The sequence below is a fragment of the Enterobacter cloacae complex sp. IR5459 genome (genome assembly GCF_049238005.1).
In the GTDB taxonomy this organism is placed as follows: Bacteria; Pseudomonadota; Gammaproteobacteria; order Enterobacterales; family Enterobacteriaceae; genus Enterobacter; species Enterobacter hormaechei_C.
In genome coordinates this window covers 194906-207785 of record NZ_JBMKIG010000007.1, presented here as the reverse complement: position 1 = coordinate 207785, position 12880 = coordinate 194906, and the positions used below count along the sequence as shown (strand labels likewise).

Genomic DNA, 12880 nt, shown 5'->3' with positions numbered 1-12880 from the left:
CTAACGCCTATTCTGCCAGATAAGAGTCCGACTGCTCTTTTGCAACGGACTCTTTCTTTTCCCGATTCTGATACCAGGCCTTGAAATACTTCAAAAAACTGTACGCCGTGGCATAAAACCCTGTCACCACACCCACTTTGCCCTGACGCCAGGCACCACTAAACAGATACCATTTGAAAAATGCGCCGATAGCGCTGATCGCGCCGCGACCAAGAGAGGGACGTATCGTCTGATATTGAACCAGGCGAGTGGTATATCCGTTTAATTTATTGAAAAGTTCATGCAGTGAATAAAACGTATCATGTCTGACATAGCCAGGAATACGTTCAGAACGGAGAAAACCTTCGACCTGATCGTCTACTGGCCGGTTATTAAATCGCGACTGCGTACGGTTAAAAAGACGCACCGGATAATCCGGTGATGAGACGGGATAAATCGTTCGGACATTTTCTCCCAGAACAAACCAGTGACGACATATCCGCCACGCCATATCCGATTCGGGTTCATCGCCCATTTTTAATTTTAAAATAGCATCAACGGTTTCTTGATCGAGTATTTCGTCGCTGTCCATGCACAGCACCCAGTCGTTGTGTGCATGGGATACGGCATGGTTCATCTGCTCGCCGTGCCAGCTATATTTTTTGAATATGGCCGACAATCCATAACTCTGGCAAATATATATCGTTGCGTCTGTACTTCCGGAATCAACTACAACGAATTCATCCGCTATTTTTAAAAGAGGAGGAATAACATCGTGCAACGTTCTTTCGGAGTTAAACGTTAATAAGCAGACCGTTATTTTAAACATTTTCTCACTCTCTCAATAACAACATAAATACTTTCGCTAATAGTATCTAATTGAGAAGAGGCGATTAAAGTCTTAAATCACACTTTTAAAATAAGCGCGTTTAAAACGTTTTCTTATAAAAAGACAAAGAAATACAAAAAATCTATTTTATTTCAACAAATTCTTTATAATGCGGTCAGATGAAGGGTAGCATACGGATTCAGACATGCCGCAAAAACGTAAAATCCTCCTCCTGGACACGGGCAAAGAATGGGGGGGAGGTACCAACAGTATGCTTGAGCTTCTGAAGCGAATCAACCGCGAAAAATTCGACATTACTTGTTGTTTTTACAGTGATTATAGTCGTGCTGAAGGTGAAACGATAGGCCAGGTGCTCAATAGCATTGGGATACCTCTACTCGTTATCCCTCAACGTAAGCAACCGGCATGGGCAAAACTCCTGAAAGAAGCGGGACGTGGTCTGCTGTTTTTCTCGCGTTCGGCGCGCAAAGCATTTACGCGACATATCGATACCCTGTGGCGCATTCGCCCCAACGTCAGCAAGATCGAGACCATTTTCAGGGAAGGTGGTTTCGATACGCTGTATATGAACAACCAGCCAGGCTCTAACGAAGAAGGGTATCTGGCGGGCGCAAACCTGCATGCGCGGATAATCCAGCACTGCCGGATTGAACCGGTGCTGACCCCGCCGCTGGTGAAGCTGGTGAATGCCCATGCCACAAAAATCATCGCCGTCTCGCACGGCGTTGAACGTGTGCTACTTCAGCATGGCGTCCGGCCAGCGCTGTGTACCACGGTCAACAATGCTATCGACATCCACCAGCCTTTGCCCGACCGACGCGCGATGCGCCAGCGCCTGAACATTGATGACGACACGTTTGTGTTCGGCAGCATTGGCTCGCTAATCCCTCGCAAAGCCAACCACCATACGCTGGAGGCGCTGGCACAGTTCAGCCAGAGGCACCCGCAGGCAAAATGGAAGATGGTGCTGGTCGGTGAAGGGGCGGAGCGCGGCGCGCTGACGGCACAGGCTGACGCGCTGGGTATTGCTGAGCACGTCATTTTTACCGGTTTCCAGAACACGCCTTTTGACTATCTCGCCACCTTTGACGCATTTATTCTGGCCTCGAAGAGCGAAGGCCTGCCGCGCGTCGTGCTGGAGGCAATGCTGCTGAATATTCCCGTGATTGGTTCAAAGGTGACCGGCACGGCAGAATTGATCGATCATGAGTCGACCGGCCTGCTGTTTCCCTGGAGCGACGTGTCGCAACTTGCTCAACATCTGGATAATATCTGGCAGGATCCTGCTCTGCGCGCCCGGCTCGCCGCTGCCGCACACCAGAATGTCTGCAACATGTATGCCATTGAAAGCTATGTTAACGGTGTCGAGGCCGTTCTTGGCGCGCAATAACCAAACGAGAAGAACATGTTTAAATTCCTGAATGCTCGCTACCGCCACATTACCGGGCGTCATAACATTCCCTACGCTTCCCTTCCGGTCACGCGCGATCTCGTTGCGGTTGATTCCATCGTGATCCCGTGTACGGGCGCGGATTTCGTCGAAGAGGCGTTATTATCAGCGACCTTTGCAGAGCGTTACGCCACCGACGTCAGCGAGATTGTTATCGTCAGCGATCAGCCTGAATCCGCTTTCGGCGAGCTGCCGCTAAAAACCCGCGTTGTGACCCTCACGCTTCCAAAACGTGAAGAAGACTACCGCTATAAGCAAATCTACCTCAGTCGTCTGGTGAAGCTTAATGCTCCGTTGCAGGCGCGCGGTGAAGGGGTGCTGATGATCGACTCCGATCTCAACCTGCTTAAAATGCCAGAGATCAACATGGCGGATATGCACATCTACTCCAGCTTCCGTCAGGGCAAAATGATTGCCAAGCTGGACGGTGCGCCAGCGGAGAAAGTGCCGGCATATTACAAAGAAACGGTGCGCCCGTATCTGGTCGATCACGTTAACGGCGCGTTTCTTGCGGCCACCAAAAAGACCTGGCGCCGTATCTGCCCGCTGTGGCTGACGCTGTTCCAGGATACCTGGGAGCTGATGGACGATACGCAGCCGCCGACCGATCAGCTGCCGCTCGCTGCGCTGCTGGACATGCTGGATGTAAAAACGGTTAACCTGGGCGACTGGATGAACTGGCCGGTCTCCAAGAAGATCGGCGGTCAGGAAGCCGTTGTGCCGAAAGAAGTGATTGGCGCGCACGGTGGTTTCCCGCTTTCCGAGTGGCAGAATTATCTGGAATCGCCGGATAACAAACTGCTGTTCAAAGGTCAGGACTACACCCGCAAGGTGCGTTACCTGACGGACGAAGAGAAAAAGAATCAGTAAAAAAAGGGGCCGCTGGCCCCTTTTTCATTATTTATCCCAGCTCAGGATCACTTTCCCTGACTGGCCGGAACGCATCGCGTCAAAGCCCTGCTGGAACTCATCGATGGAGAAACGGTGAGTGATAATCGGGGACAGATCCAGACCAGACTGGATCAGCGCGGCCATCTTGTACCAGGTCTCAAACATCTCGCGGCCATAGATGCCCTTAATGAATAGCCCCTTGAAGATGACTTTGTTCCAGTCGATGGACATATCTGACGGCGGAATACCCAGCATCGCGATACGACCACCGTGGTTCATGGTGTCGAGCATGGTGCGGAACGCGGGTGGCGCGCCGGACATCTCCAGACCCACGTCAAAGCCTTCGGTCATGCCCAGCTCTTCCATCACGTCGGTCAGGCTCTCTTTCGAGACATCCACCGCGCGGGTGACGCCCATTTTGCGCGCCAGCGACAGGCGGTATTCGTTCACGTCGGTGATCACCACGTTGCGCGCACCCACATGCTTCGCCACGGCTGCCGCCATAATACCGATGGGGCCTGCGCCGGAGACCAGCACGTCTTCCCCCACCAGGTCGAAGGAGAGCGCCGTATGTACCGCGTTGCCGAACGGGTCGAAGATGGAGGCCAGATCGTCAGAGATATTGTCCGGGATTTTGAACGCGTTAAACGCCGGGATCACCAGGTATTCCGCGAAGCAGCCCGGACGGTTCACGCCCACGCCGACGGTGTTGCGGCACAGGTGGGTACGCCCACCGCGACAGTTGCGGCAGTGACCACAGGTAATGTGGCCTTCACCGGAGACGCGGTCGCCAATGTTGAAGCCTTTCACTTCCTGGCCGATGCCGACTACTTCGCCGACATATTCGTGGCCGACTACCATTGGCACGGGAATAGTTTTTTGCGACCACTGGTCCCAGTTGTAGATGTGAACGTCAGTACCGCAGATGGCGGTTTTACGAATTTTGATCAGCAGATCGTTATGACCGACTTCCGGCTCCGGTACGTCGGTCATCCAAATCCCTTCTTCCGCTTTCAGTTTGGATAACGCTTTCATCACACGTCCTCAGGCAATTACGCCCAGCTGTTTGCCGATGCGGGTAAAGGCTTCCACCGCACGTTCAATTTGTTCAGGCGAGTGCGCCGCAGACATCTGGGTGCGGATACGCGCCTGACCTTTTGGTACCACCGGGAAGAAGAACCCGGTCACGTAAATCCCTTCTTTCTGAAGCTCACGAGCAAATTGCTGCGCGACAACCGCGTCGCCCAGCATCACCGGAATGATCGCGTGGTCAGCACCGGCCAGGGTGAATCCTGCGGCACTCATTTTTTCACGGAACAGGCGGGCGTTAGCCCACAGGCGGTCGCGCAGCTCAGCGCCGGATTCCACCATCTCCAGCACTTTAATAGAGGCAGCCACAATCGCCGGCGCCAGGGAGTTGGAGAACAGGTACGGGCGGGAGCGCTGACGCAGCCACTCAACCACCTCTTTACGCGCAGCGGTATAACCGCCAGACGCGCCGCCGAGCGCTTTGCCCAGCGTACCGGTGATGATGTCCACGCGGCCCATTACGTCACAGTATTCGTGGGAGCCGCGACCGTTTTCGCCGACAAAGCCAACCGCGTGAGAGTCATCCACCATCACCAGCGCGTCGTATTTATCCGCCAGATCGCACACGCCCTTCAGGTTGGCGATCACGCCATCCATGGAGAACACGCCGTCGGTGGCGATCAGCACGTGGCGGGCACCGGCTTCACGGGCCTCTTTCAGGCGGGCTTCCAGCTCAACCATGTCGTTGTTGGCGTAGCGGAAACGCTTCGCTTTACACAGGCGAACACCGTCGATGATGGAGGCGTGGTTCAGGGCGTCGGAGATAATCGCATCTTCTGCGCCGAGCAGGGTTTCAAACAGACCGCCGTTGGCGTCGAAGCAGGATGAGTACAGAATCGCGTCTTCCATTCCGAGGAAGTTCGCCAGCTTTTGCTCAAGCTGCTTGTGGCTGTCCTGGGTACCGCAGATAAAGCGAACGGAGGCCATACCGAAACCGTGGGTGTCCATGCCGCTTTTCGCCGCGGCAATCAGCTCAGGGTGATTCGCAAGACCTAAGTAGTTGTTCGCGCAAAAGTTGATCACATGGCTGCCGTCGGCAACGGTGATGTCCGCCTGCTGGGCAGACGTGATAATACGCTCTTCTTTGAACAACCCTTCCGCACGTGCGGTCTCGAGGTCGCTGTTTAACTGTTTGTAAAAATCACCACGCATTGCAATTCTCCAGACTCGGCAAATTTTGGCACATATTACCCAAACCAATAGTTCATGACGAGATGACGCAGTATCTCTTCTCGTTTTTGCAGCATAAATCACGCGTACCCCTGCTGCATATCGGTGAATGGCTGAAGCCTGAGCATTGTGATGATATGATAAAGAGATTAGCGTTCGGGATACTCCCCGACTCATACTTCAAAGGTTACAGTTATGATCATCGTTACTGGCGGCGCGGGCTTTATCGGCAGCAATATTGTTAAGGCCCTCAATGACAAAGGCATCACCGACATTCTGGTGGTGGACAACCTGAAAGACGGCACCAAGTTCGTGAACCTGGTGGATCTGAACATCGCTGACTACATGGATAAAGAAGACTTCCTTATCCAGATTATGGCGGGTGAAGAGTTCGGCGAGATCGAAGCCATCTTCCACGAAGGTGCGTGCTCCTCCACCACCGAGTGGGACGGCAAGTACATGATGGATAACAACTATCAGTACTCCAAAGAGCTCCTGCACTACTGCCTGGAGCGTGAAATTCCGTTCCTGTATGCCTCTTCCGCGGCAACCTACGGTGGGCGCACTTCAGATTTCATCGAATCCCGCGAATATGAGCAGCCGCTGAACGTCTACGGTTACTCCAAATTCCTGTTTGATGAGTACGTGCGTCAGATCCTGCCAGAAGCGAACTCGCAAATTGTCGGCTTCCGCTACTTCAACGTCTACGGGCCGCGCGAAGGCCACAAAGGCAGCATGGCGAGCGTGGCGTTCCACCTGAACACCCAGTTAAATAACGGCGAAAGCCCGAAACTGTTCGAAGGCAGCGACGGCTTCAAGCGTGACTTCGTCTACGTGGGCGACGTGGCGGCAGTGAACCTGTGGTTCCTGGAAAATGGCGTGTCCGGCATTTTCAACCTGGGCACCGGCCGCGCGGAATCCTTCCAGGCGGTGGCAGACGCGACGCTGGCGTACCATAGGAAAGGCAGCATCGAGTACATTCCGTTCCCGGATAAGCTGAAAGGCCGCTACCAGGCATTCACTCAGGCGGACCTGACTAACCTGCGCGCCGCAGGCTACGACAAGCCGTTCAAGACCGTTGCCGAAGGCGTAACGGAATATATGGCCTGGCTGAACCGCGACGCATAAGTATGAAAATTCTGGTGATCGGCCCGTCATGGGTGGGCGACATGATGATGTCGCAAAGTCTCTATCGCACGCTCAAGGCGCGTTATCCCCAGGCGATAATCGACGTGATGGCACCCGCATGGTGCCGTCCGCTGTTATCGCGTATGCCGGAAGTGAACGAGGCGATCCCGATGCCGCTCGGCCACGGGGCGCTGGAAATCGGTGAACGCCGCAAACTCGGCCACAGCCTGCGCGAGAAACGCTATGACCGCGCCTACGTGCTACCTAACTCCTTCAAATCTGCCCTTGTGCCCTTCTTTGCGGGCATCCCGCATCGTACCGGCTGGCGCGGTGAAATGCGCTACGGCCTGCTGAACGATGCTCGTGTGCTGGATAAAGAGGCCTGGCCACTGATGGTCGAGCGCTACGTGGCGCTGGCCTACGACAAAGGCGTGATGCGCAGCGCGAAAGATCTGCCGCAGCCGCTGCTGTGGCCGCAGCTCCAGGTAAGCGATGGGGAGAAATCCCACACCTGCAACGCATTTGGCATTTCGTCCGAACGCCCGATGATTGGGTTCTGCCCTGGCGCGGAGTTTGGTCCGGCAAAACGCTGGCCGCACTATCACTATGCAGAGCTGGCGAAACAGCTTATCGATGAAGGCTATCAGATTGTGCTGTTTGGCTCGGCGAAAGATCATGAGGCGGGCAATGAAATTCTCGCCACGCTCAGTACCGAGCAACAGGCCTGGTGCCGAAACCTGGCCGGGGAAACGCAGCTCGAGCAGGCGGTTATTTTGATTGCCGCCTGTAAAGCCGTGGTGACGAACGACTCCGGTTTAATGCACGTCGCCGCCGCGCTGGATCGTCCCCTGGTTGCGCTGTATGGCCCAAGCAGCCCGGACTTCACGCCGCCGCTGTCGCACAAGGCGCGCGTGATCCGTTTAATCACCGGCTACCACAAGGTGCGTAAAGGCGATGCCGCAGAAGGCTATCATCAGAGCCTGATCGACATCACGCCGCAGCGCGTCCTTGAAGAACTCAACGCATTGCTGTTGAGCGAAGAAGGATAACGGATGCGGGTATTGATCGTTAAAACCTCCTCAATGGGTGATGTTCTGCATACGCTGCCGTCGCTGACGGACGCCATGCGGGCCATTCCCGGCATCCGTTTTGACTGGGTGGTGGAAGAAGGCTTCGCGCAGATCCCCACCTGGCATGAAGCGGTTGATCGCGTGATCCCGGTGGCCATTCGCCGCTGGCGCAAAGCGTGGTTCTCCGCACCGATTAAAGCCGAACGCAAAGCCTTCCGCGAAGCGGTGCAGGCCCGGCGTTACGACGCGATCGTCGACGCCCAGGGGCTGGTGAAAAGCGCCGCGCTGGTCACGCGTCTGGCGCATGGCGTAAAGCACGGCATGGACTGGCAAACCGCCCGCGAACCGCTGGCGAGCCTGTTCTATAACCGTCGACACCATATTGCGAAACAACAGCACGCCGTGGAGCGCACCCGCGAGCTGTTCGCGAAAAGCCTGGGCTATGCAAAACCTGAAGCCCAGGGTGACTACGCTATTGCACAGCATTTTTTGCGCGAGACGGAGGAGCATGCCGCGCCGTATCTGGTGTTCCTGCATGCCACAACGCGCGACGATAAGCACTGGCCGGAAACGCACTGGCGAAGGCTGATTGAACTAATGCAACCTTGCGGTATCCATATTAAACTCCCGTGGGGCGCTGAACATGAGCGTCAGCGTGCGGAGCGTCTGGCAGCCGGTTTTTCCCATGTCGAGGTGTTACCCAAACTCACGCTGGCGCAAGTTGCCGCACAGCTGGCGGGCGCAAACGCCGTCGTTTCTGTGGATACAGGGTTAAGCCATTTAACCGCCGCACTGGATCGACCTAATATCACGATTTTCGGCCCGACCGATCCGGGGTTGATCGGGGGTTACGGTAAAAACCAGCATCAGATGGTCAGCCCTACGCAACAAACGAAGGATATTAGCGCAGATGCTATTTTTTCATTTTTACAGGGCAGCCATCGGCTTTCCAACAGGGATATTTAACCCATGAGTTATGTATTTCTGCTGATTTTACTCTTTCCGGTGAAACTCATCCGGAAGCTGTTTCGAAAGGACACGGGCAAGAACCTTGTCATTCAAACAGCCAAAATCGGTGACTTTATTAATGCGACGCCTCTTCTGGCCTGGCTGCAAAAAAGCGATGTGTTGATCAGTCGCAGCGTTGGTGCGCTGGCGAAGCATGATGAGACTATCGAGCAGATCTATTTTATTGAGCAGCATAAGCGCAACCTGTGGCGTAAACTGTGCTTCGCGTGCAGGATCATGAACCGCTACGACAACGTCTACCTGCTACAGCCCAACAGCGTGAACCTCTTTTTTGCCGCCGTCTGCAATGCCAAAAACAAACAATTTTTAAGCATTTACACGCGCAGGTGGTATCACGGGATTTTCTATCTCGCGGCCGACGGTACCGTTGAGCATGGCAAAAAAACGCTTTCGGTGACGAACTACCTGAAACTGGCCGACCGCTCGCTCACATGGCAAGACTCTCCCAAGCACGCCACAAAGCCGCTCTTCAAGCCGACGACCTGGCCGGCTATTCTTGATAAACCTGACGTTATCCGCATCGGCATCAGTATTGCGGCAGGCAATAAAGCCAAAACCGTCCCTCCGGGTATCTGGAAGCGGATTGTTGATCAACTCGCTGATTTACCCTGCGAGTTTTATGTCTTCGGCGCGCCAAACGAACAGTCGTGGATGGATGATATCACCCGCCTTTACGGTGAAATCCCTAATTTTATTAATCTTATTGGCAAAATTTCGCTAGAAGAGCTTCCCTGGGCCATTTCAAAGATGGACTGCTATATCGCGTCTGACTCGGGGAATGTCTATATCGCAGACGCCGTCGGCGTGCCGGTGGTCCTGCTGTTTGGACCGTGTTGTCATTACGAACAGCGTCCGCTTGGCAATGTGATGCTGATCGGGAATGACGACAACATTTGTTCTTATGTGTTTGAAACGCGCTATTACTTCCCGCAAGAACGGGAAGCGCTATTCTCTGTCACTGACTCCGCGTTACACGATCTTCAGCAGTTTGTCCGTACATTACCCAAAGCCCGCTCACTGGCTAGCGCTACCGACGCTCAAGGAAACTAATTTTTATGGCTTTTTTAAGCGTCATTATTGCTGCGCATAACGCTGAAGCTACGCTGCACGCCACGCTTTCAAGCCTGCTGGCAGCAATCGGTCAGGACACTGAAGTCATTATTTTCAATGACAGTTCTGAGGATGCCACGCAGGCAATAATTGAAGAGTGGTCGCCGAAATTTCCTCAGATCATCACGCGCACCGTGAACTTTCGTAACGTAGGCCGGGTACGAAACAGCGCTGTCGCGCTGGCATCGGGAGAGTATATTACGATGCTCGACAGTGACGATTGCTTAAAGCCGGGCAGCCTCGGGGACGCAATAGCCTTCCTGAAAGCGCAACGTCCGGATATGTTACTGACACGTTTGCTTGAGATTCGCGATCCCCGGAAAATGACTTCAGACTGGCAGGGATTTAATCCTGTGCCATTGCCACAACATGAAGCAGTCGCTCGTTTCTTGCGCCATAAAGACTTTCAGGCGCATCTCATTGGCCAGTTTATTCATCGTAGCCTGTACGAGAGTAACCCTATTCCTCCGATGTTATGTTATGAGGATTTCGCTGTCTTCCCTGGAATGCTGATGCTATCGAACAAAATAGTCTATCAACGCCAGGGGCATTATTATTACATCAAGCGTCGCGACAGTTTGTCGAGCACTCTGGACGCCAGCAAAATTTCAACGCTTGTCGAATGCACGTTACAGATGGAAAGAACATTTCCGTCACGCTACAAACATCTCGTCAATTGCCACTGGTTTGATATTTACAGCAACCATCGGTCCTGTCTGACAGACCAACAATTGCAGCTCGTGAAACAACGCGTAAAGGCCATGTATACATTGTCTTTTTTCCTCTCCACCGATGTTCGTTTTAGCTATAAAAAAAGGGTTATTGAGGCATTATGGAAAAAATAAAACCACGGCTCTATCAACTGACGATCGCTTTGAGCCTCATCTCTTTGATACTGGCTTTAGTCAGTTCAGGGAAGCAAAGAGAGTTTTTCTATATTGCTATTTACGTCAGTATTATTGGCCTGGCTTTCGAATATAAAAAAATCACTCTGCGACCTTTTACTATAGCGCTGCCCATTCTGCTGATTGGATTACTTAACCTCGGCTGGTATTTACTCTATGAGTATCATAACGAGGGACTCAACCTTTACAGCGACTATCTCGGTGCCAGCAAAAAATTAATTTTAGCGAGTGTCCTGATTTTCTATATTGACCGCTTTAAGTTTTATATCGATAAGGACACCTTCAGGAAATTTTTCTTCTTCGCAACGGCCTTAGGGTTTGTGCTCGCCACAGGGTATGGCTTGTGGCAGGCCTCACAAGGTATGACTCGCGTTGAGATGGCAATTAACCGTGCCACCGTTTCAGCCTATGTTTATTCTGTCCTGTCACTGGCTTTCGTATACAGTCTTTACCTTCAACAGAACGTGAAGCTGTATGTTGTTGCGGGCTTCACTATATTAATCTCTTACTTCGTCATACTGTTGACGGGGACCCGTGCTGCGATGGGTTTATATCTGCTTCTGGCAATTGTGCTCACGCTTTATCATTTCAGAAAGATTCATCTTAAATCCGCCCTCATCTTTCTATGCATTGTTGCAGGCGTTGTAATCGTTAGCTACAAGCCATTGATTTCGCCGAAAATTAAACAAACCCAACGTGAGGTTGAACGTTATCAACAAGGTTTTGACCGCACGTCATTGGGCGCACGTTTTTCGATGTGGACTGTCGGGATCGAGAATGGTCTTGCGCATCCGTTAGGGCAATCGCTGGAACAGCGTGAAGCGTGGACGCGGCAGTATATTAAAGACGGACATCCGCACCTTGGCAGTGCACTCGAATACATCAAAGTTCATCTGCATAATGAATTTATTGAGAAATACTCTTTGCAGGGGATCCCCGGCGTAGCGGTAATGCTCTTTTTCTTCGTTTCGATGATTGCGTATGCCCTACGAAACAGAAACGCGCTGCTGCTAACGTCAATGCTTCTTTTGCTTTTGTATGGACTGACGGATGTCATACTGCTCAGTTCAGAAGCCTTAATCTTCTTTATGATTTTGTTTGCGTTAAGTACACCTTTCTCACAAACAAAGCAGCAATAATAAATATGCCCGCCTGGCGGGCATAACTATTTTTTGTACTGGTAAAACTCCGCAAGCGTCATCCCCACGGTCTTATCTGATAACCAGGTAAAGAGCTGCTCCAGATCCTGATACAGTCCCTCAATCGCGGCCTGGTCTTTAAAAGTAGGGCTGCCGCCAGGCATAAATTCCGACGAATGCAGCATGAACTCTACGTAGTCATTCCCCTGAGCCAGGCACTGCTGCGCAACCTTAATCATCTCCTGCGCGTTACCGCCGGACGGGCGTAACCAGTTAACTGACGGAGAACGGTATTTACCGCGCAGACGATCGTAACCCTGCTTCAGGGAATTCAGCCATGCCGGGTGTTTATACTGGATACTCATCGGCACTTCGAGGAGAGGGCTGTTTCCCGGCCGGGAAATGTCGTCTACGTCCAAAAAATAGGCGCGATCGGGAAAATGCTGGTAATTCGTTCCGCCATTACCCTGCGGGGCACCTTTCGCGTTGCGCCAGTTCACGCGCGGCGTAACGGAACAATCTACCTGATACCCCAGCTCAATCAGCAACCGGGCGTAACGGCTGTCGAATGCCCAGCGCCCGGCGCGATGGCTGAGCATTTTTGTCTGGAAAGTCTCTTCCAGTAAGCGGGTCATGAACAGCACTTTCTCACGCATGACCTCGTCTGAAAACTCAATCAGATAAGGCTGCCAGCGCCAGTCATCACCGGTCAGATCGTGCTCCGGAGGGCTATTCCAGGCATGGAGATGCATTCCCACCTCACCCTGGCCGCGGGCTATGACCTCTTTCGCGAACTCAATGAATACCGGTTCGACGGCCATCTCGTAGTTGGTCAGCCAGACGGGCTTAAAGCCGAAGCGTTCACAAAGCGCCTGAAACCGCGCCAGGTAGCGCGCGTTTTCCGTTTTGATCACCCGGTGGTTCTGCCAGAGATTATCCCCTTCGGTATCGATCGTGATGATAAACGCTGGTTTTTTCATAATAAGTCCGCAAGACAAAATAGTTAGCGCTATGTTACGCACGCCCGAAAGCAGGAGTAAACCCTTCCAGGGAAATTCCTGACATTATGG

General features: G+C 52.9%; 12 protein-coding genes. 8 read left to right on the top strand and 4 right to left on the bottom strand.

Annotated features, from left to right (window positions below; all coding sequences use genetic code 11):
* Window positions 1-7: 7 nt before the first annotated feature.
* Window positions 8-808 carry a glycosyltransferase family 2 protein gene (locus ACOTX4_RS16245; protein ID WP_045332956.1) on the bottom strand — a complete coding sequence of 267 codons (801 nt, stop codon included), beginning with the start codon at window positions 806-808 and terminating at the stop codon, window positions 8-10.
* A 205-nt stretch (window positions 809-1013) separates the two neighbouring features.
* Between ACOTX4_RS16245 and ACOTX4_RS16240 the strand changes: the two genes are divergently transcribed.
* Window positions 1014-2219 carry a glycosyltransferase gene (locus tag ACOTX4_RS16240; protein WP_045332957.1) on the top strand — a complete coding sequence of 402 codons (1206 nt, stop codon included), beginning with the start codon at window positions 1014-1016 and terminating at the stop codon, window positions 2217-2219.
* Window positions 2220-2234: 15 nt separating this feature from the next.
* Window positions 2235-3149, top strand: a complete 915-nt coding sequence (locus ACOTX4_RS16235; RefSeq protein WP_045332958.1) for a hypothetical protein — start codon at window positions 2235-2237, stop codon at window positions 3147-3149.
* 27 nt (window positions 3150-3176) lie between these two features.
* Here the strand turns inward: ACOTX4_RS16235 and tdh are convergent, their stop codons facing one another.
* Window positions 3177-4205, bottom strand: a complete 1029-nt coding sequence (tdh, locus tag ACOTX4_RS16230; protein WP_017383610.1) for an L-threonine 3-dehydrogenase — start codon at window positions 4203-4205, stop codon at window positions 3177-3179.
* A gap of 9 nt (window positions 4206-4214) precedes the next feature.
* The gene (gene kbl / locus ACOTX4_RS16225; protein ID WP_045332959.1) at window positions 4215-5411 is read right to left on the bottom strand and encodes a glycine C-acetyltransferase; all 1197 of its coding nucleotides are present in this window, start codon (window positions 5409-5411) and stop codon (window positions 4215-4217) included.
* A gap of 213 nt (window positions 5412-5624) precedes the next feature.
* Here kbl and rfaD point away from each other — a divergent pair, with 213 nt between their 5' ends.
* From rfaD to ACOTX4_RS16195, 6 genes are read left to right on the top strand one after another with little or no spacing between them, the layout of a single operon-like run.
* Window positions 5625-6557, top strand: a complete 933-nt coding sequence (gene rfaD / locus ACOTX4_RS16220) for an ADP-glyceromanno-heptose 6-epimerase (protein WP_045332960.1) — start codon at window positions 5625-5627, stop codon at window positions 6555-6557.
* 2 nt (window positions 6558-6559) lie between these two features.
* Window positions 6560-7606, top strand: a complete 1047-nt coding sequence (gene rfaF / locus ACOTX4_RS16215) for an ADP-heptose--LPS heptosyltransferase RfaF (RefSeq protein ID WP_003860863.1) — start codon at window positions 6560-6562, stop codon at window positions 7604-7606.
* 3 nt (window positions 7607-7609) lie between these two features.
* On the top strand, window positions 7610-8593 hold the full coding sequence (gene rfaC, locus ACOTX4_RS16210) for a lipopolysaccharide heptosyltransferase RfaC (protein WP_032608202.1): 984 nt from the start codon (window positions 7610-7612) through the stop codon (window positions 8591-8593).
* A 3-nt stretch (window positions 8594-8596) separates the two neighbouring features.
* Complete coding sequence (locus ACOTX4_RS16205; RefSeq protein WP_032608201.1) at window positions 8597-9706, top strand: glycosyltransferase family 9 protein; 1110 nt, start codon at window positions 8597-8599, stop codon at window positions 9704-9706.
* A 5-nt stretch (window positions 9707-9711) separates the two neighbouring features.
* Window positions 9712-10611: a glycosyltransferase family 2 protein gene (locus ACOTX4_RS16200; RefSeq protein ID WP_045332961.1), complete on the top strand. Its 900-nt coding sequence runs from the start codon at window positions 9712-9714 to the stop codon at window positions 10609-10611.
* Window positions 10599-11810, top strand: a complete 1212-nt coding sequence (locus ACOTX4_RS16195; protein WP_023315170.1) for an O-antigen ligase family protein — start codon at window positions 10599-10601, stop codon at window positions 11808-11810. The genes ACOTX4_RS16200 and ACOTX4_RS16195 overlap by 13 nt, the downstream gene beginning before the upstream one ends.
* 26 nt (window positions 11811-11836) lie before the next feature.
* On the opposite strand, the gene ACOTX4_RS16190 is transcribed toward ACOTX4_RS16195, so the two are convergent.
* A complete protein-coding gene (locus ACOTX4_RS16190) occupies window positions 11837-12790 on the bottom strand; it encodes a polysaccharide deacetylase family protein (RefSeq protein WP_022650150.1) in 954 nt (317 codons plus the stop codon).
* Between the last annotated feature and the right edge of the window lie 90 nt (window positions 12791-12880).

What these genes read in the sequence shown, in the direction of transcription:
- ACOTX4_RS16240 (WP_045332957.1), top strand. Translation starts at nt 1,014, where the DNA reads ATGCCGCAAAAACGTAAAATCCTCCTCCTGGACACGGGCAAAGAATGG.
- ACOTX4_RS16245 (WP_045332956.1), bottom strand. Translation starts at nt 808, where the DNA reads ATGTTTAAAATAACGGTCTGCTTATTAACGTTTAACTCCGAAAGAACG.
- ACOTX4_RS16205 (WP_032608201.1), top strand. Translation starts at nt 8,597, where the DNA reads ATGAGTTATGTATTTCTGCTGATTTTACTCTTTCCGGTGAAACTCATC.
- rfaF (WP_003860863.1), top strand. Translation starts at nt 6,560, where the DNA reads ATGAAAATTCTGGTGATCGGCCCGTCATGGGTGGGCGACATGATGATG.
- ACOTX4_RS16235 (WP_045332958.1), top strand. Translation starts at nt 2,235, where the DNA reads ATGTTTAAATTCCTGAATGCTCGCTACCGCCACATTACCGGGCGTCAT.
- tdh (WP_017383610.1), bottom strand. Translation starts at nt 4,205, where the DNA reads ATGAAAGCGTTATCCAAACTGAAAGCGGAAGAAGGGATTTGGATGACC.
- ACOTX4_RS16200 (WP_045332961.1), top strand. Translation starts at nt 9,712, where the DNA reads ATGGCTTTTTTAAGCGTCATTATTGCTGCGCATAACGCTGAAGCTACG.
- ACOTX4_RS16190 (WP_022650150.1), bottom strand. Translation starts at nt 12,790, where the DNA reads ATGAAAAAACCAGCGTTTATCATCACGATCGATACCGAAGGGGATAAT.
- ACOTX4_RS16195 (WP_023315170.1), top strand. Translation starts at nt 10,599, where the DNA reads ATGGAAAAAATAAAACCACGGCTCTATCAACTGACGATCGCTTTGAGC.
- kbl (WP_045332959.1), bottom strand. Translation starts at nt 5,411, where the DNA reads ATGCGTGGTGATTTTTACAAACAGTTAAACAGCGACCTCGAGACCGCA.
- rfaC (WP_032608202.1), top strand. Translation starts at nt 7,610, where the DNA reads ATGCGGGTATTGATCGTTAAAACCTCCTCAATGGGTGATGTTCTGCAT.
- rfaD (WP_045332960.1), top strand. Translation starts at nt 5,625, where the DNA reads ATGATCATCGTTACTGGCGGCGCGGGCTTTATCGGCAGCAATATTGTT.